General features: G+C 63.0%; 16 protein-coding genes. 6 read left to right on the top strand and 10 right to left on the bottom strand.

Annotated elements, in window-relative coordinates; translation table 11 throughout:
- Window positions 1-114: 114 nt before the first annotated feature.
- Window positions 115-2,295, top strand: coding sequence for an alpha-L-rhamnosidase-related protein (locus QQJ96_RS00490; protein WP_284329924.1), 2,181 nt, complete (start codon window positions 115-117; stop codon window positions 2,293-2,295).
- Complete coding sequence (locus QQJ96_RS00485) at window positions 2,292-3,782, top strand: MFS transporter (RefSeq protein ID WP_284329923.1); 1,491 nt, start codon at window positions 2,292-2,294, stop codon at window positions 3,780-3,782. Before QQJ96_RS00490 ends, QQJ96_RS00485 begins: the two co-directional genes overlap by 4 nt.
- Before the next feature lie 29 nt (window positions 3,783-3,811).
- Here QQJ96_RS00485 and QQJ96_RS00480 read toward each other — a convergent pair whose 3' ends face one another.
- The 3 genes from QQJ96_RS00480 to QQJ96_RS00470 are packed head-to-tail and all read right to left on the bottom strand — an operon-like array spanning window position 3,812 to window position 5,975.
- On the bottom strand, window positions 3,812-5,092 hold the full coding sequence (locus QQJ96_RS00480) for an RNA polymerase sigma factor (protein ID WP_284329922.1): 1,281 nt from the start codon (window positions 5,090-5,092) through the stop codon (window positions 3,812-3,814).
- 52 nt (window positions 5,093-5,144) lie between these two features.
- Window positions 5,145-5,549: a YciI family protein gene (locus QQJ96_RS00475; RefSeq protein WP_284329921.1), complete on the bottom strand. Its 405-nt coding sequence runs from the start codon at window positions 5,547-5,549 to the stop codon at window positions 5,145-5,147.
- Window positions 5,550-5,561: 12 nt separating this feature from the next.
- On the bottom strand, window positions 5,562-5,975 hold the full coding sequence (locus QQJ96_RS00470; RefSeq protein WP_284329920.1) for a VOC family protein: 414 nt from the start codon (window positions 5,973-5,975) through the stop codon (window positions 5,562-5,564).
- A gap of 277 nt (window positions 5,976-6,252) precedes the next feature.
- Between QQJ96_RS00470 and QQJ96_RS00465 the strand changes: the two genes are divergently transcribed.
- On the top strand, window positions 6,253-6,600 hold the full coding sequence (locus QQJ96_RS00465; protein ID WP_284329919.1) for a hypothetical protein: 348 nt from the start codon (window positions 6,253-6,255) through the stop codon (window positions 6,598-6,600).
- Window positions 6,601-6,688: 88 nt separating this feature from the next.
- On the opposite strand, the gene QQJ96_RS00460 is transcribed toward QQJ96_RS00465, so the two are convergent.
- Together QQJ96_RS00460 and polA are read right to left on the bottom strand one after the other, a co-directional pair.
- Complete coding sequence (locus tag QQJ96_RS00460) at window positions 6,689-7,729, bottom strand: LacI family DNA-binding transcriptional regulator (RefSeq protein WP_284329918.1); 1,041 nt, start codon at window positions 7,727-7,729, stop codon at window positions 6,689-6,691.
- Between the two features lie 350 nt (window positions 7,730-8,079).
- A complete protein-coding gene (polA, locus tag QQJ96_RS00455; protein WP_284329917.1) occupies window positions 8,080-10,818 on the bottom strand; it encodes a DNA polymerase I in 2,739 nt (912 codons plus the stop codon).
- Window positions 10,819-11,009: 191 nt separating this feature from the next.
- Between polA and QQJ96_RS00450 the strand changes: the two genes are divergently transcribed.
- Together QQJ96_RS00450 and QQJ96_RS00445 are read left to right on the top strand one after the other, a co-directional pair.
- Complete coding sequence (locus tag QQJ96_RS00450) at window positions 11,010-11,543, top strand: DUF2782 domain-containing protein (protein ID WP_284329916.1); 534 nt, start codon at window positions 11,010-11,012, stop codon at window positions 11,541-11,543.
- Window positions 11,544-11,553: 10 nt separating this feature from the next.
- On the top strand, window positions 11,554-11,985 hold the full coding sequence (locus QQJ96_RS00445; protein WP_284329915.1) for an EamA family transporter: 432 nt from the start codon (window positions 11,554-11,556) through the stop codon (window positions 11,983-11,985).
- Window positions 11,986-12,062: 77 nt separating this feature from the next.
- Here the strand turns inward: QQJ96_RS00445 and QQJ96_RS00440 are convergent, their stop codons facing one another.
- Both QQJ96_RS00440 and QQJ96_RS00435 read right to left on the bottom strand, forming a co-directional pair.
- Window positions 12,063-12,773 carry a glutathione S-transferase gene (locus QQJ96_RS00440; RefSeq protein WP_284329914.1) on the bottom strand — a complete coding sequence of 237 codons (711 nt, stop codon included), beginning with the start codon at window positions 12,771-12,773 and terminating at the stop codon, window positions 12,063-12,065.
- Between the two features lie 95 nt (window positions 12,774-12,868).
- Complete coding sequence (locus QQJ96_RS00435; RefSeq protein ID WP_284329913.1) at window positions 12,869-13,765, bottom strand: LysR family transcriptional regulator; 897 nt, start codon at window positions 13,763-13,765, stop codon at window positions 12,869-12,871.
- Between the two features lie 96 nt (window positions 13,766-13,861).
- Between QQJ96_RS00435 and QQJ96_RS00430 the strand changes: the two genes are divergently transcribed.
- Complete coding sequence (locus QQJ96_RS00430; RefSeq protein ID WP_284329912.1) at window positions 13,862-14,872, top strand: bile acid:sodium symporter family protein; 1,011 nt, start codon at window positions 13,862-13,864, stop codon at window positions 14,870-14,872.
- Between the two features lie 82 nt (window positions 14,873-14,954).
- Here QQJ96_RS00430 and purH read toward each other — a convergent pair whose 3' ends face one another.
- The 3 genes from purH to QQJ96_RS00415 form a co-directional block, all read right to left on the bottom strand.
- Window positions 14,955-16,559, bottom strand: coding sequence for a bifunctional phosphoribosylaminoimidazolecarboxamide formyltransferase/IMP cyclohydrolase (gene purH, locus QQJ96_RS00425; protein WP_284329911.1), 1,605 nt, complete (start codon window positions 16,557-16,559; stop codon window positions 14,955-14,957).
- Window positions 16,560-16,651: 92 nt separating this feature from the next.
- Entirely contained in the window at window positions 16,652-16,939 is a 288-nt protein-coding gene (locus QQJ96_RS00420) for a helix-turn-helix domain-containing protein (RefSeq protein WP_126686780.1), read from the bottom strand.
- 219 nt (window positions 16,940-17,158) lie between these two features.
- Complete coding sequence (locus tag QQJ96_RS00415; protein WP_284329909.1) at window positions 17,159-17,947, bottom strand: zinc-ribbon and DUF3426 domain-containing protein; 789 nt, start codon at window positions 17,945-17,947, stop codon at window positions 17,159-17,161.
- Window positions 17,948-17,968: the final 21 nt, after the last annotated feature.

Here is a 17,968-nt window from a genome sequence, read left to right as displayed (position 1 = left end):
AGGCTGGGATGACAATCCCAGCTACCAGGCTGGCTTCCCGAGGCTGGGATTTCATCCCAGCCTACCTATGCCATCGCCATAATCGGTTATGAGTCACCTATCCGCGGAGTGTGCATGCTGAGCGTTGTAATGATGGCGGCCCTGGCCGCAGGCGCCCAAGGAGACGTATGGCGCGACGAGATCGCGTGGCGCGGACTTGAGGCGCATATGAGCGTGGCCAAAGACGGACGCTTTACATTGACCGGCCCGTTCGGCAGGCGCGACATCGGCGCACAGCGCATGCACGCGGAAACCGCCAGCCCCATGTTCGACGGCCTGTTCGCCCTGGCGCAGGACGAGCTGACGCAGGATTCGGTCACCGCCATCCGTGACGGCGCGTTCGACAACGGCCAGCCGATCCCCTGCACCTGCTTCGAGACCGGCGCGGAATGGCCATACGTGTGGACGCGCGATCTGTCTTATTCCATCGACCTGGGGCTGTGGAAATTCGATCCGCAGCGTTCGCGCAACGGCTTGAGCTTCAAGCTGTCGGATGTGCGCGATCCGGCCCAGCCGCAAGGGCGGTACGTGATGCAGGACACCGGCTCGGGCGGTAGCTGGCCGATCAGCACCGACCGCGTGGTGTGGTTCCTGGGGGCGCAGCATCTGCTCGATGACAAGGCCTTTGCCGCCGACGTGTACAAAGCGTTGAACGACACGCTGGCACAGGATCGGCAGTATGCGTTCGATCCGGGGTTGGGACTGTATCGCGGTGAAACCTCGTTCCTGGATTGGCGCGAGCAAACCTACCCGGCATGGACGGCGAGCAACGTGGTGTTCATTGCCCAGTCGTTTGCGCTGTCCACCAATGTCTTGCACTACCAGGCGCTGCAGCTGGCCGTGCGACTGGCAAAAGAACATCAGGATGCCGCCAAGGCGAAGCACTACGAAGAGCAAGCCGCCGCGCTGAAGAGCGCCATCAATGCACGCTTCTGGCGCGCGGATCGCGGCATGTACATGAGCTACATCGGTGGCGACGGCACGCCTTACGATACCTACGATCTGCTCGGCACCGCCCTGGTAATCACCAGTGGCATAGCCGAAGGCGAAAGCGCGCGCATCGCCTTGGCCAACTACCCCACCTGGCAGGCGGGCAGCCCGGTGATCTGGCCCGAACGCAGCGATCAGCCGATCTATCACAACCGCGCCATCTGGCCGTTCGTGAGCGCTTATGCGCTGCGCGCCGCCCGTGCCGTGAACGATCCGGCGCGCATCGCCCATGAGCTGCGTTCCATCATGCGCGGCGTCGCCATGAGCGGTTCCAACATGGAGAACTATGAACTGGTCACCCAGGCTACCCATGTGGATGATGGCAAGCTCAGCGGCCCGGTGGTCGATTCGCCGCGGCAGCTGTGGTCCGTGGCTGCCTACCTGGACCTGGTGAGCGAAGGCGTGTTCGGTCTCGCCGCGGATGGGCGCATCGAGCCGAAACTGCCAACTTCCCTGGTGCCGACCTTGTTCGGCGATAGAGACAGCATCAGTCTGCACGGCCCTGAGCGGACCATCACGCTGCGCTTGCCACACAAGCTGCGGGGCAATCTGCTGATAGCCGACACTATCAAGCAGCGAGGTAGCGAAACGGTGGTGACGCTAAAAGCCATCGACCAGCCCTCGCTGCCCCTGCGTACTGGCGCGCCGCTATACGCGCCCATATCTCCCGACGCGCCTGCCATCGATAAAGACAACAAGGGCTGGCGGGTGGAGGAGGATGGCAAAGTGGTGCTGTATGCGGACGGGCAGCGCGTGGGCAGCATCGATGGCGGCACTTACATCGCACAAGGGGCGAAGCCACCGTGCGTAAGCGTGACGCGGGTGGACGAGCATGGTCTCGAATCGCTGCATAGCCCGACGGTTTGCGGTGGCGAACCGGTGGCGATCGACGATAGCTGGCCGCGCACGTGGGTCGCGCCCGCCACGGGCCGCTACCGGGTATGGCTGCGCTATGAAAACAACCACGGACCGGTCAATACCGGCGTGACCGCGGCGGTGAAAATGCTGGTGATGCACTGTGGCAACGAGGCACCGCAACGTGTGCCGATAGTGATGCCGCATAGCGTAGGTGAGCAGTCATCCAGTTACGGCGTGGTTGCGGCGAAGGCCGGTGCGACCTGCCGCTTCGAGCTGGAGCAAGGCTTCAACATGAGCGATCTCAGCCATTTCGCGCACTACACCGGCGGCAAGGGGGGCAGCGAAGGGCCGCTCAACGATGCGCGCGTCGGCGATCTGATCATCACACCTGCGACAGGTACGCCATGAATCGCAAACCGAGTTTGTCGTTCTGGCAAATCTGGAACATGTGCTTCGGTTTTCTGGGCATCCAATTCGCCTTTGCGCTGCAGAACGCCAATGTCAGCCGCATCTTCCAGACCTTGGGGGCGAGCGTGGGTGACATTCCCATGCTGTGGATCGCCGCGCCGTTCACCGGGCTGATCGTGCAGCCGCTGATCGGCTATGCGTCCGATCGCACCTGGGGACGGCTTGGTCGGCGGCGGCCCTATTTCCTGGCGGGCGCCGTGCTGACCACGCTGGCCTTGCTGTGGATGCCCAACTCGGGACTGCTATGGATCGCGGCGGTGTTGCTTTGGGTGATGGATGCATCAATCAACGTGTCGATGGAGCCGTTCCGCGCGTTCGTCGGCGACCAGCTGCCGACCGGGCAGCGGCCGCTCGGCTATGCGATGCAGAGTTTTTTCATTGGCCTGGGCGCGGTGGTTGCGTCGCTGCTGCCGTATCTGCTCGCGCATCTGGGCGTGAGCAATGTGGCTGGCCCCGGCGGCATTCCCGCCACGGTACGCGACGCGTTCTATGTTGGTGCTGTGGTGTTGCTCGGTTCGGTCTTGTGGACGGTGCTGTCCACCCGGGAATACCCGCCCGAGCAACTGCACGAGTTCGATGACGCGGTGAAGTCGGAGCCGGCGCGGGTGGAGCGCGCTAGCGCGCGAGCGCATGGCCTGATCTGGCTGCTGGCCGGGCTGCTGGGTGGCTGGCTCGTGCACAAGTACGGTCTGGAGCACGAGCTGTACCTGTTGGCCGGTGGACTGGCGGCCTTTGGGCTCTCGCAATTGTGGCTGAGCGTCGCGCGGGGAAGCGGCATGTTTACGCAGGTGATGACGGACATGCACACGATGCCGCCCGCCATGCGTCGTCTGGCGCTGGTGCAGTTCTTTTCCTGGTTCGCGATGTTCGCGATGTGGATCTACACCACGGCCGGCGTTGCGCAAGTTCACTTCGGCAGCAGCGATCCGCAATCGGCGGCCTACAACAATGGCGCCAATTGGGTGGGCGTGCTGTTCGCGGCCTACAACGGCTTTGCCGCAATCGCGGCACTGGTGATTCCCTGGATGGTACGTTGTTGGGGGCTGCGCATCAGTCACCTGGTCAACTTGTGGCTGGGCGGCGCGGGACTGGTTTCGTTCCTGTTGATCCGCGATCCGCATTGGCTGTTGCTGCCGATGGTGGGCGTGGGTTTTGCCTGGGCGTCGATCCTTTCCCTGCCGTATGCGCTGCTGTCGGACAATCTGCCGGCGGAGAAGATGGGTGTCTATATGGGCATCTTCAATTTCTTCGTGGTGATCCCGCAGTTGCTTGCCGCCAGCGTGCTGGGCGTGTTGCTGCGCGTGTTTTTCCACGGGCAGCCGATCTATGCGCTGGTGCTCGGTGGCGCCAGTTTGCTGGTGGCGGGAGTGAGCGTGTTGCGGGTGAAAGAGCCTGCGCTTGAGGGAATGTCGTCACAACGCGCTTGATCCGCAAATGCTGGGATTGTCATCCCAGCCTACGGATGGCGCGCGGCTTGCGCGCTGGCGGCGGCGCGCTGTTGCAAGAAGGTTCGTTCCCGTCCATTGCGCGTCAGCGCAGCCGCGCGCTCGAACTCATCGCGCGCCTCGGCATGCCGTTCCAGGCGGCTAAGCAGATCGCCACGCACACTGGGCAGCAAGTGATAGTTGCGCAGCAGCGGTTCATCCGCCAACGCGTCGACCAGCGCAAGTCCGGCCGCCGGCCCGGATGCCATCGCTACTGCGACGGCACGATTGAGTTCGACGATCGGCGACGGCAACACCTGTGTCAGCTCGGCGTATAGCGTGGCGATGCGCTGCCAATCCGTGGCGTCGGAGGTGCGCGCACGGGCATGGCAGGCGGCTATGGCCGCTTGCAGGACATAAGGCCCACGCGGCGTGCCACCCAGTTTTTCCGCGCGTTCCAGCGCGGCCAGCCCGCGGCGGATCAGTAGCGGATCCCAGCGGCTGCGATCCTGGTCCGGCAGCAGAATGGGTTCGCCTGCCGGCGTGGTGCGCGCACGCAGGCGCGAGGCCTGGATTTCCATCAGCGCCATCAAGCCCAGCACTTCCGGTTCCTGCGGCGCAAGGCCAGCCAGCACGCGTCCCACACGCATGGCTTCGTTGCACAGTTCCGGGCGTATCCAGTCATCGCCCGAAGTGGCCGCATAGCCTTCGTTGAAGATCAGGTAGATCACCTCAAGCACGGAGGCGAGCCGCTCGATGCGCTCTTCGCCGCGAGGCATTTCGAAGGGAATGCGCTTTTCCGCCAGCGTGCGCTTGGCGCGCACGATGCGTTGCGAAATGGTCGGCTCCGGCACCAGGAAGGCGCGTGCGATTTCGTCCGTGGTCAGGCCGCCGAGCAGGCGCAGGGTGAGTGCCGCGCGCGCCTCGGCGGAAAGCACCGGATGGCAGGCCGTGAAGATCAGCCTGAGCAGGTCGTCGCCGATGTCGTCGTCGAGCATGCTTTCCAGCTCCGACTTGCCGTCCTCGGCTTCGCCTTCCGCTTCGTAGACGAGGGCCTCATGTTTGCGCTCGATCAGCTTCTTGCGCCGCAGCTGGTCGATGGCGCGGTGCTTGGCGGCTGTCATCAGCCAAGCGCCAGGATTGTCCGGTACGCCGCTTTGCGGCCAGCGCTCCAGCGCGGTCACCAAGGCGTCCTGCGCCAGCTCCTCGGCCAGCCCCACGTCGCGCACCATGCGCGCGAGGCCGGCAATCAGACGCGCCGATTCGATGCGCCATACCGCTTCGATGGTTCGATGGATGTCGGTGGCCGTCATAGCCACCGATCACAGCACTTGCCTGGGCGCGGCGCAAGTTCATGTCGGCACATCAGGCCGTTGGCTGCTGCAAGTCTTCGGCCACTTTGCGCCCGTCAGCCGGGAAATCCGCCAGTTCGAACACCTGGCGGATTTCGACCGTATCACCCGGGTTGAGCGGACAACGGGTCGCCCATGCCACCGCTTCGTCGCGCGAAGCCACGTCGATCATCCAATAGCCGCCAACCACTTCCTTGGCCTCGGCAAACGGGCCGTCGACGATCTTCGCTTTGCCGTTGACGGAGCTTACGCGTACGCCGGCCGAAGGCGGATGCAGGCCGTCCAGGGCAAGTAGCACGCCGGCCTCCTGCAGTGCCTTGTTGAAGCGCATCATTTTCTCGACCGCTGCGGCGCTTGGCTTGGCATCGGGCGCGGCATCGCAGTGGCCTGCGGGCAGCATCAGCAGCATGAAGCGCATGACCTTATCTCCCTACTGCTGCCCCGGGATGATCACCATCCAGCTGATGCCGAAACGGTCGACCACCATGCCGAAGTAGGGCGAAAAGAATGACGGAGCCAGTGGCGCATGCACCTGGCCGCCATCAGCCAGTGCGTTGAAGGCGCGATCGGCTTCGTCCTTGCTCTCGACGGTGAGCGAAAGCGAAAAGCCCTGGAATTTCGTGTCTGCATTGACGCAATCGTCGGACGCCATCAGCACGGTGTCGCCTATGCTGAAGTCGCTGTACATGATGTGGTCGGCGACTGCGTCCGAGTTCGGGCGTTGATCGGGCGGTGCGTCGCCGTAGCGCATCTTCGCGTGGATCTTGGCGCCGAGGTGCTTCTCGTAGTAACCCAGGGCTTCCTCGCAGCGGCCGCTGAAGAACAGATAGGACTGAACGTACATGGGTGCTTCCTCCATGGCTTGGACTGTGGTGACCCGCGCCCAGGGCAGTCTGTGCGGGGTCTTCGGATAGATGACGAAGCAGGAAAGCGGAAATCGACAAGCTGGTGGGGCAGGATTACGGGTTCGGCAAAGGCAAGCGTAAGCGATGTCAGGCGCGTTCTGTTCCTACGCGACAGCCAGGATCTGCCCTTCCGAAAAAAGCCGATTTCGGCGATGGCCCGGCTGCCGTTCCGGGTGTATCGATGTAGGTACCCTTAAGCCCAAGGAAGCCTCGACCATGGACCCCAGCGAAGCACGGCAGATTCTCGAAACCCTAGCCAATGGCGTAGACCCGGCCACCGGCGAGGCGATGGCCGAGCAAACCCCGTTCAACTGCCCCATGGTGGTTCGTGCGCTGTTCCACGCGATCAGGGCGCTGGAACAACGGGAGAAGCCGGCGCGACACCCCTTGCCCGGCAATGCGGGCAAGCCCTGGAGCAAGGAAGAGGATGCCAGTCTGCTTGAGGCCTACGACGCCGGCGCGCCGATCAAGCATCTGGCCCAAGAGCACTCGCGTACAAAAGGGGCGATCCAGTCGCGGCTGCTGCGCCACGGCCGGCTGCAGCCGGTGACTGCGGATGGTTGAAACGGGGCTTCGCATCCCTGACGTGTAGGCTGGGATGACAATCCCAGCTTCCCGGGTGGCATCCCGATGCTGGGATTGCCATCCCAGCCTACGTCGGCGAGAACTGGCTCGAGCGCCGCACCACCAGCTTGACCGGCAGCAACTGCGTTTGAACAGGCTCGCGGCGGATCAGGCACAGCAGGTTGTCCACCAGCGTCTCGCCGGCCAGCTTGGTGTCCTGCAGTACGGTGGTCAGCGGCGGATTGAGGAAGCGGGCCATCGGGATATCGTCGAAGCCCGCCACGGCCACCTGCTCGGGCACCTTGATGCCGTGGCCGGCGAGCGCGCGCATGGCGCCGATGGCGATCAGGTCGCTGGCGGCAAAGATGGCGTCGAACGGCAGCTTGCGTTCCAGCAGTTTTTCCAATGCCTCGTACCCGGCCTGCTCGGTACTCTCGGCGGCATCCACTTGCAAAGCGGCTTCGGCTTCCATGCCAGCCTCTTCTAGCGCGGCGACGTAGCCGCGGTAGCGGTCGAAGAATTCAGGGTAGTGACTGGAGGCATCGCCAAGGAAGGCGATGCGCCGGCAGCCTTGCTCCAGCAGATGGGTCGCCACCGCCTGGCCGCCCTGGAGGTTGTCGCAGCCAATGGAAATGTCCGGCTGGTCGGGCAGTACCGCGCCCCAGCGCACGGAGCGGGTGCCCTGGGCAGCCAGCTTCTGCATTTTGTCGCGATAGGCCAGGTAGTCGCCGTAGCCCAGCAGGATGATGCCGTCGGCCTTCTTGGTGTCCGCATAGTCGGCATGCCAATCGTCGGACAGCTGCTGGAATGAAATCAGCAGGTCGTAGCCACGCAGTGCACAGGCACGCGTGATCGAGCCCAGCATCGAAAGAAAGAACGGATTGATGTGCGAGTCGTCGGCGGTAGGGTCTTCGAACAGCAGCAAGGCTAGCGTGCCGGAGTGCTGCGAACGGAGGTTCGAGGCGTTCTTGTCCACCTTGTAGTTGAGCTGGTCGGCCGCGGCCTTGATGCGCTGTCGGGTTTCCTCGCTTACCAGCGGGCTGCCGCGCAACGCCCGCGAGACCGTGGATTGCGAGACCCCGGTCAGGTGGGCGATGTCGAAGGAAGTGGGTTTCCCTTTGATGGACACAGCAGAGCAACTCATCGCTTGACCGGCACGCAATGGCCGGCCCAATAACAGCATCCTAACGGCTTATCGGTCCCTCTGTCCCGCCGCAGGGCAAGAAAAGCGCCGGATATGAAGGGCCCCGCGGACTTTAGGGGTAAGTCCGCGGGGCCGGGGGAATCGGAGACCCAGGGGAGAGGTCCGATTCCGGGTGGCGACCCAGGGAGGTGGGCGCCACAGGGGGATGCCGTTGCGTGCATCCAATCGTTAGAACGCGCCATGCCCGGAAAAGTTGCACGAGGCTGTGCGAGCGTCAGTTTGTGGTCAGCAATGATTCATGCGCTGATGCGCAGGAGAGAAAGCGCACTACCCCATCAATGCGCTTCATCCCAGTTTTTGCCGACGCCCACTTCCACCACCAGCGGCACGCGCAGTTCCGCCGCGCTGGACATACGCTGACGGATCGCTTCGCGCACGGTCGGAACGGCGTCGGCCCGCACTTCGAACACCAGTTCGTCGTGGACCTGCATGAGCATGTGCGCGTCGTCGCGACCCTTCAACCAGGCGGCCACGGCGATCATGGCGCGCTTGATGATGTCGGCGGCGGTGCCCTGCATCGGTGCGTTCACGGCGGCGCGTTCAGCGCCGGCGCGTATGGCCTGGTTGCGCGAGCTCAGGTTTTCCAGGTACAGGCGCCGCCCGAACAGGGTTTCCACGTAGCCGTCGCGATGCGCTTGCTCACGCGTGGCTTCCATGAAGGCATGCACGCCCGGATAGCGCGAAAAATAGCGCGCCATGTAATCGCTGGCCTCGCCGCGATCGATGCCCAGCTGGCGTGCGAGGCCGAACGCGCTCATGCCATACATCAGGCCAAAGTTGATCGCCTTGGCGGCGCGGCGCTGGTTGCTGCTCACTGCCGCCGCTTCGAGGCCGAATACTTCCGCGGCGGTGGCGCGGTGGATGTCGTCGCCGGCATGGAAGGCGCGCAACAAGCCTTCGTCGCCGGACAGATGCGCCATGATGCGCAGCTCGATCTGCGAATAGTCCGCTGCCATCACCTGCCAGCCATCGGGTGCGATGAACGCCTGGCGGATGCGCCGGCCTTCCTCGGTACGCACCGGAATGTTCTGCAGATTGGGATCGGTGGAAGAAATGCGGCCGGTCGCTACCGCGCCCTGGTGGTAGCTGGTGTGCACGCGACCGGTGCGCGGATTGACGATCTCGGCGAGCTTTTCCGTGTAGGTGGAACGCAGCTTGGCCAGGCCGCGGTAATCCAGGATCAGCCGCGGCAGCGCATGCTCCTGTGCGATCGCTTCGAGCGCTTCCTCGTTGGTGGAAGGTTGCCCGGTCGGTGTTTTCAGTTTGGCCGGCAAGCCCAGTTCGTCGAACAGGATGGCTTGCAACTGCTTGGGCGAATCGAGATTGAACTCGTGCCCGGCCGATTGCCATGCTTCCTGCTGCAGCTCGTGCATGCGCTTGCCGAGCTGCTGGCTTTGCTTGCGCAGTTCATTCCCGTCGATCAGCACACCGCGCTGTTCCATGCTCGCCAGCACCGACACCACCGGTATTTCGATTTCCTCGTAGACCTTGCGCAGCTTCGGTTCGCTTTCCAGTTGCGGCCAAAGCGCGTGGTGCAGGCGCAAGGTGATGTCGGCATCTTCGGCGGCATAGTTGCAGGCGGTGTCCAGGTCCACCTGCGAGAACGAGATCTGCTTGGCGCCCTTGCCGGCAACCGCTTCGTATTTGATCGTGTCGTAATCGAGGTAGCGCTTGGCCAGCGAATCCATGTCGTGGCGCGTGGCGGTGGCGTTCCACACGTAGGATTCCAGCATGGTGTCGTGCTTCAGGCCCTGCACCACGATGCCGTAGTGCGACAGGATGTTCATGTCGTACTTGGCGTGCTGGCCGACTTTCGGTCGGGCAGGATCTTCGAAGATCGGCTTGAGCGCGGCCAGCACCTCCTCGCGCGAAAGTTGCTTGGGTGCGCCGGGATAATCGTGTGCCAGCGGGATATAGCAGGCCTTGCAGGATTCCACGGCAAGACTGACGCCGACGATATCCGCCTGCATCGCATCGAGGCTGGTGGTTTCGGTATCGAAGGCGATCAGCGGCGCTTGCTTGATGCGCGCCAGCCAGGCATCGAGCTGTGCCTGGGTGGTGACCAGCTCGTATTCGCCCTTGCCCGATTCGATGCTTGGCTTGGCGGCAGCGGGTGTGGGCGCGACGCCAGGTGCTGCCGCGGGAGCGGGCGTGGTAACGACCTCTGCCGTGGCGTTTTCCAGCTCTTTCAGCGCGGCCTTGAATTCATAGCGTGTATACAGCTCACGCAAGGCTTCGACATCGGGCTCGCGCAGCATCAACTGCGGCACGGTGAAATCCAACGGGACATCGGTCTTGATCGTGACCAGCTGGCGCGACAGAGGCAACGCGGGTAGCGCTTCGCGCAGGTACTCGCCGATCTTGCCCCCGACCTTGTCGGCGTTCGCCATCACGCCATCCAGCGAGCCATATTCGGCCAGCCATTTCGCGGCGGTTTTCGGGCCGCATTTGCTCACGCCAGGAACGTTGTCGACGGTATCGCCAGTGAGGCTGAGGAAGTCGACGATCTGCTCCGGCTTCACCCCGAACTTCTCCATTACCGCCGCGCCGTCCATGGTGGTGTTGGTCATCGTGTTGATCAGCGTGATGCCGGGGCGCACCAGCTGTGCGAGGTCCTTGTCGCCGGTGGAAATCAGCACTTCGATAGCGTGCTCGTGCGCCTGGCTGGCCAGCGTGCCGATCACGTCGTCCGCCTCCACGCCGCTGACGCGCAGGATCGGAAAGCCCAGCGCGCCGACGATTTTCAGCATCGGCTCGATCTGCGCGCGCAGGTCGTCCGGCATCGGCGGGCGGTTGGCCTTGTACTGGTCGTACAGCACATTGCGGAAGGTCGGTCCCGAAGCATCGCTGACGAAAGCCACGTAGTCGGGTTTGGCCTTCAGCGTGGAGCGCAGCATGTTGACCACGCCAAACAAGGCGCCGGTGGGTTCGCCCTTGGCGTTGCTCAAGGGGGGCAGCGCGTGGAAGGCGCGGTAGAGGTACGACGAGCCGTCGATGAGCGTGAGTTTTGGCATGCCCGGATTCTAGTGGAAGGCAGGGAGCGCGTAGGCTGGGATGGCAATCCCAGCATCGGGATGCCGGGTGAAAGTGGACGTTATCATCCCAACCATCGGGAAACGCCTGGTGCGCATGGCATGCCAGTCATTCACCGCCGGGCGAACCACGCACTGTTATGCTTTTGTGACCTTGACGAGGCTTCCCCGCCATGAAATGTGTAGCCTGCTTGCTAGCCCTTACTGTTCTGGCCGCCTCTTCGGCCTACGCGCAGACGTCCTCCAATTCTTCCGGCACGCCGCATTTCGCACCCGCGCCGCCGCCGCCGGGCATGAACGATCCGGGCGTGAATCCGGCCAAGGAGCCAGCCGCTGCCAGCACCAGCAGCAAGCCGGTATCCAGCCCGGCCGAACTGGAGCCCAGCCATTTGCCCGGCAAGCCGATCCCGGTGCCGAAGGTGGCAGGGGCGCCGGCGCCGCATGATGCCCATGGCCAGACACCGCCGGACGTGTCGGTGCGGCAGGAAGGTGAGAACACCATCCAGGAATACCGCCAGAACGGCCGCGTCTACATGGTGGTGGTAACGCCTAAGCACGGTCCGCAGCAGGTGTACAACGTGGATGAAAACGGCTACATGTTCGACCCGGTCAGCCGCACGCGGGTGAAGCCGGTGCAATACAAGGTCTTGGAGTGGGGCAATCACAAGCCGGCTACGGAATCGTCGACGGAAGACAACGGTCAATGACACCCGGCGCATGAACCTGCGCGAAAGCTGGTTGCTGTTCGCCCTGGGCTCGGCGTTCTTCGCCGCGCTCACGGCCTTGTTCGGCAAGCTGGGCGTGGCGGGCATCAATTCCAATCTCGCCACTTTCATTCGCACCCTGGTGATCCTCGCGGTCACCGCCGGCATCCTCAGTCTGCGCTCGGAATGGGCGAAACCCGCTGGCTTGCCATGGCACAGCTGGATGTTCCTGGTGCTCTCAGGCATTGCCACCGGACTTTCGTGGCTGTGCTACTACCGTGCGCTGCAATTGGGCCCGGTAAGCAAGGTGGCGCCGATCGACAAGCTCAGCGTGGCTATCGCGATCGTGCTGGGCTTGGCTGTGCTGGGTGAAAAGCCGAGCTGGCCGCTGCTGGTCGGCGGCCTGCTGATCGTCGCCGGTTCCCTGGTGATCGCCCTGTTCTGAACGTAGGCTGGGATGGCAATCCCAGCACTGCCGCCCGCGCGGGAATGGCGGCATGTGAGTTACGTGTTGACGCGTCTTCAGCGTGCGGGATCCAACTCGACGTAATGACGAAAGATGCCTTCTTGATTGAATGGAATACGTCGTGGCGAAGCAAGATACGCCGCGATATTCGGCCGATTGGCAATACGCTCGGCCAAGGCGCGCAAGCGTGGAATTCGCTTCTGCATACGACGCATCGCATTGGGAAAGGCGTAGTCCAGTCCGCTGATCAGCTGGAACAGCGATAGATCGACATACGAATGGCGCGAAAGCGCCTGCCGACCGTTGCCACGTTCCAGCACCTGCTCGAAATAGGCGAGGAATTTCGGCAGCCGCTCCTCGCGAAACGCCTGGCTGCGCTTGCGTGCGGCGGCACGCTGCTGTTCGTAATACATGTCGGCGCCAATCGGATGATGCGTGTCGTGAATTTCCACTACGAAATCGGCAATCGTCAGCTGCAGCTGCTGCGCATAGATTTCCGCCATTTGCCCGCCGGGCACCAGCCCCAGATGCGGGCCGAGATAGGCCAGGATGGTCGGCGTCTGCGCGATCACCAGTCGGCCGGCCTTGAGAAACGGTGGCGCGAAGGGCAAGGCGCCATCCTGCTTGCCACGCAAGAACGACATGATCGCTTTATCGCCGCGTTCGCGCGCGATGTCGAGGTAGTCCGCGCCGGCGTCTTCCAGGGCGAGGCGCACGTATTCGCCGCGGCCCTGAATGCCGGTCCAGTAATAGAGTTCGTAACGCATGTTGATCTCCTGCTGACCTTTCTCGATTACGGGAGTACACGCCGATTCATCAAATCAGAACGTGCCTCTAAGAATTGAGAAGGAGAAGAGAGGCTTCAAGTCGATGTAAGCGTGCCCTTGGCCGCCAACTCGCGCAAGCGATTCCACACGAGTGTCGCCAACGGCGAAAGTGAACGCTGGCGGCGATGAATCAGCATGATGGCTCTGCGCTCGGTAGGAATTAGCGGCCGTACCGCGAGCGTGGTCGGCGGAGAGGAGAGCGTGGGTGTCACCGTCACGCCCAGTCCGGCTTCCACCATACGGAAGGCGGTGTGGGGATGGCCGGTTTGTTGCACCACATTCGCTTGCACGCCATGTCTTTGCAGCAACTGATCGATCAGCCGCCGGCTGCCGGATGAATAGTCCAGCAGCACTAACGGCTGCCCTTGCAGTTTCCGCCATGACACGGTCTTGTGTTGTGCCAGCGGATGATCCGGACGGCAGGCGAGGCAAAACGGATCGTGCATGATGACCTCGCTGTCGAACTCACCGGCTTCCGGTGGCTCAATGGCGAGCCCGAAATCCACCTCGCCGCCGCGCACGCTGTCCAGTACCAGGGTTTGCGATTGGTCATGCAGCTGAATGGTGAGTTCCGGATACTCGCGCACGCAGTCGGCAATGCACAGCGGCATCAGGCTCGCCGACAGTGTCGGTACCGAGGCGATGCGGATCTTGCCACGCCGCCGCTCGCCTTCGGAATGGACATGATCGAGCACGCCTTCCAGCTCATCCAGCACGCGCTCGATCGCGCTTTCCAGATAGCGCCCGGATTCGGTGGGCACCACCTCGCGCGTGCTGCGATCGAACAGGCGCACGCCAAGCTCGGCTTCGAGCTCGGCCACCTGCCTGCTTACGGCGGGCTGGCTCAGATGCAGATGCTCGGCGGCGCGGCGGAAATGGCGCTGCCGCGCCACCGCCAGGAAAACCCGCAACTGCCGGAGATTGACATTCATGCTCATAATGGATCAATAGATACGATAAGGTGATTTGAATTATCAATAGCCCTGCGTTGAAATAACGCCAATCCCCCGCTGTTTCTCTTTGCAGCCATGTCACTGCGCCGTTTCCTGCCCGATAATTTCACCCTTTGCCTGATCGCCAGCGTGATCACGGCCAGCCTATTGCCGTGCCGGGGCGGGGCTGCCGTGGCGTTCGATGGGCTGACCAACCTGGCCATCGCACTGCTGTTTTTCCTGCACGGCGCCAAGCTTTCGCGCGAAGCGGTGATCGCGGGGGTGACGAACTGGCGTTTGCACCTGACGGTGCTTGCCAGCACCTTCGTCCTGTTCCCATTGTTGGGCTTGTTGCTGAAGCCACTGCTGTTGCCACTAGTTACGCCCGCGCTCTATGTGGGCATCCTGTTTCTGTGCACTCTGCCATCGACGGTGCAATCCTCGATTGCGTTCACCTCGATCGCGCGCGGCAATGTACCGGCGGCAGTGTGTTCCGCTTCAGCGTCGAGCCTGATCGGCATCGTGGTGACGCCGTTGCTGACAGGGCTGATGGTGCAGGCGCACGGCCAAGGCGGCTTGTCCTGGCACTCAGTCGGCGCCATCGTGCTGCAGCTGTTCGTGCCGTTCGTGGCGGGACAGATCGCTCAGCGCTGGATCGGTGGCTGGGTGCAGCGACATCGGCCGCTGATTGGCCTGGTCGACCAGGGCTCGATCTTGCTGGTGGTGTATACCGCGTTTAGCGCGGCCGTGCTGCAAGGTTTGTGGAAGCAGTTGCCGCTGCCGGTGCTTGGCGGCCTGCTAATCGTCAATGCCGTCCTGCTTGCCATTGCGCTGCTGGCTACGCGTTACGGTTCACGCGCGCTGGGCTTCGATCGCGAAGACGAAATCACCATCGTATTTTGCGGCTCCAAGAAGAGCCTGGCCAGCGGCATACCGATTGCAAACCTGCTGTTTCCCGCGCCGATGCTGGGCATGATCGTGTTGCCGATCATGTTGTTTCACCAGATGCAGTTAATGACGTGCGCGGTGTTGGCGCGGCGGTATGCGCGGCGTGCCGAAGCCCGGCGCGAGGTAGCCAACGGACAAACGGTGATCGCCGAGCGGTGAGATTCAACTGTTCGGCAAGCGCATGCAACCCCACCCCAGCCCTCCCCTGCCAAGCAGGGGAGGGAGCGCATCGTGGCGAGCGTCAGTGGCGGAAATGGCGCATGCCGGTGAATACCATCGCCATGTCGTGTTCGTCCGCAGCGGCGATCACTTCCGCATCGCGCATCGAACCGCCCGGCTGGATCACGGCGCTAATGCCTGCCGCCGCCGCCGCATCGATGCCGTCGCGGAACGGGAAGAAAGCGTCGGAAGCCATCACCGAGCCGCGTACTTCCAGTTTCTCATCCGCCGCCTTGATGCCGGCGATGCGCGCGCTGTATACGCGGCTCATCTGGCCGGCACCGATGCCGATGGTCTGGCGGTTGCGCGCGTACACGATGGCGTTGCTCTTCACGTACTTGGCGACCTTCCAGGCGAAGATCAGGTCGTCGATTTGTTCCTGCGTAGGAGCGCGGCGCGTAACGATTTTAAGATCTGCTGCGCCGACCATGCCGCGATCGGCTGTTTGCACCAGCAAGCCGGAACCGACGCGGCGCAGGTCGTAGGCGCCGGCAGCACTCGTGTTGTCCGTGGGCACAGGAATATGCAGCACGCGAACGTTGCTCTTCTTGGCGAAGGCTTTCAGCGCGTCGGCGGAATAAGCAGGGGCCAGTACCACTTCGATGAACTGGCGCTCCACCATCTTCTGTGCCGTGGCGCCATCGACTTCGCGGTTGAACGCGATGATGCCGCCGAAAGCGGAGGTGGGATCGGTCTGATAGGCCAGGTCGTAAGCGTGGCCGATGCCCTCCAGGCTTACCGCCACGCCGCAGGGATTGGCGTGCTTGACGATCACGCAGGCCGGCTTGGTGAAGCTGCGCACGCACTCCCATGCCGCATCCGCATCGGCGATGTTGTTGAAAGAGAGTTCCTTGCCCTGCACTTGCTGGAAGGTGGCGAGCGTGCCGGGTGCGGGTTGCAGATCGCGATAGAAGGCGGCTTGTTGATGCGGGTTTTCGCCATAACGCAGATCCAGCGTCTTGACGAAGCGGCTGTTGAGCTGGGCAGGGAAGGCATCGTGGCCGGCGACGGCGTCTTGCGCATCGTTGAGTTCAAGGCCCGAGAGGTAGTCGCTGATCGCCGCGTCGTAATTGGATACGCGGTTGAACGCAGCCACCGACAGCTTGAATCGCGTGGCGCGGCTCAAGCCCCCATGCTGCTCGAACTCCGCCAAGGCTTCCGCGTATTGATCGGGCGAAGTAAGTACGCCGACGTCGTTCCAGTTCTTGGCAGCGGAGCGCAGCATGGCCGGGCCGCCGATGTCGATGTTCTCGATCGCCTGCTCCAGGCTGCAATCGGGCTTGGCCACGGTGGCTTCGAACGGATACAGGTTCAACACCAGCAGGTCGATCGGTGCTATGCCCAGTTCGGCCATCACTGCGTCGTCAGTGCCGCGTCGGCCGAGCAGGCCGCCATGCACCTTGGGGTGCAAGGTCTTGACCCGACCGTCCATGATTTCCGGAAAACCCGTCACGTCGCTGACATCCTTGACCGGTATTCCGGCTTCGCGCAACGCCTTGGCGCTGCCGCCGGTGGAAAGCAGCTCCACCTTTGCCGCAGCCAGGCGTTGGCCCAGTTCAATCAGCCCGGTCTTGTCCGAGACGCTGATCAAGGCGCGGCGGATGGGAGTGACGGCAGGTGCGGGCATGGCGGCTTCCGAGACGTGAAAGCCACGCATTATAGCGCGATATGGCAGGTGTTTGGACGGCTAAACAGGGGCGGCCGGACCCGGCCTTGGGCTTACAGCAGGCCGTGTTGGGCGAGCTTCTTGCGCAGCGTGGCGCGATTGATGCCCAGCACCGCCGCGGCGCGGCTCTGGTTGCCATCGTGGAAAGCCAATACTTCACGCAGCAACGGACCTTCGACTTCGCGAATCACCAGCGCATGCAAACCTTCGTCGCACGACGTATCGCCAATGTCCGCCAGGTAGCGGCGCACTGTACGGCTGACGCATTCACTCAGTGCGCTCTGCGACGAGGATTCGCGAACAGCCTCGTTGGCAGGCAGTCTGACGGCGTTCAAGGACATTTCCCCTCACGTACTCCATACGCAACGGCTGCATGGGCCGTCGCCATGTTTTGGCAGTTACCGCTTGCGCGGCGGGTAGGCGTTGCACGCCGGGGAACAGGACATTCCTTTAGCGCGAGGGACCGAGTGTACTCGTGACGGGCGACAAAATTAAGAGCCTTCCGACATGAAAAGTCTTGCAAGCGCATAACGCCATACCGAACAGGCACTAAGCCGCTGTTATTCAAATTCCATGTCAAAGGCGACCGCTTGATGCCCCGGATCCTCCACCTCGAAGACCAGGGCGGTAGTGGCGCCCGGCGCGAGGCCGCGGTGCAAGGCTTCGACGTCGTCGAGGTATTCAAAAGGATTAAGGCGGCGCATGGCGATCACCTTGCCGTTACCGTCGGTCAGGCGAAGGATGACCATCGGCCAGGGTTGGGTGAACGTTGCATCGTTGCGCAGCGTTGCACTGATCAACAATGCGCCCGGAACCGAGGGATGCGTTTGCACGTCGCGTGCCAGCAGATGCAGCTTGCCAACATCGCGCACCATCGGCACGCGGCATTGCAGGACGGCACATGCTTGCCGCAGCCAAGGGCCGACGGTGGGGTCAGCGATCAAGCTGTCGCGCAAGGCCCATCCCATTTGCGCTGCAAGACCGAGCAGTAACACTGCGCATGCGACGATCCATGGCCAACGGCGCGGCCGCTCGCGATGCGGGTTCCTCGCAAAGCGCGGGGTCACCACCAGATCGGCGAAATCGTCGCGCATCGGCGGCGTTTCGGCCGGTTCGGGCTCGGTCTTTGCTTTGGGGCGAAACACCGCCAGCTCCAGGCGTGGCGGCTCCACGCCTGGCTCATTGACAGGCAGTTCGTGGAACGGCTCCGGCGGCAACTGATCGGCCAACGTGGCGATGCTGTCGAAGCCCGTACCGCAATGCCCGCACATGACGAAGCCGTGCGCCTGCGCGAGCGTGCGCGCATCGACTGAAAACACGGACAAGCATTCAGGGCATTGCGTATACATGCGGAATGCGGGAACTAGTGT

Source organism: Dyella flagellata, assembly GCF_030160275.1.
Taxonomy (GTDB): domain Bacteria; phylum Pseudomonadota; class Gammaproteobacteria; order Xanthomonadales; family Rhodanobacteraceae; genus Dyella_B; species Dyella_B flagellata.
The sequence above is the reverse complement of the archived record's forward strand: the minus strand, read 5'-3'. Positions and strand labels throughout refer to the sequence as shown.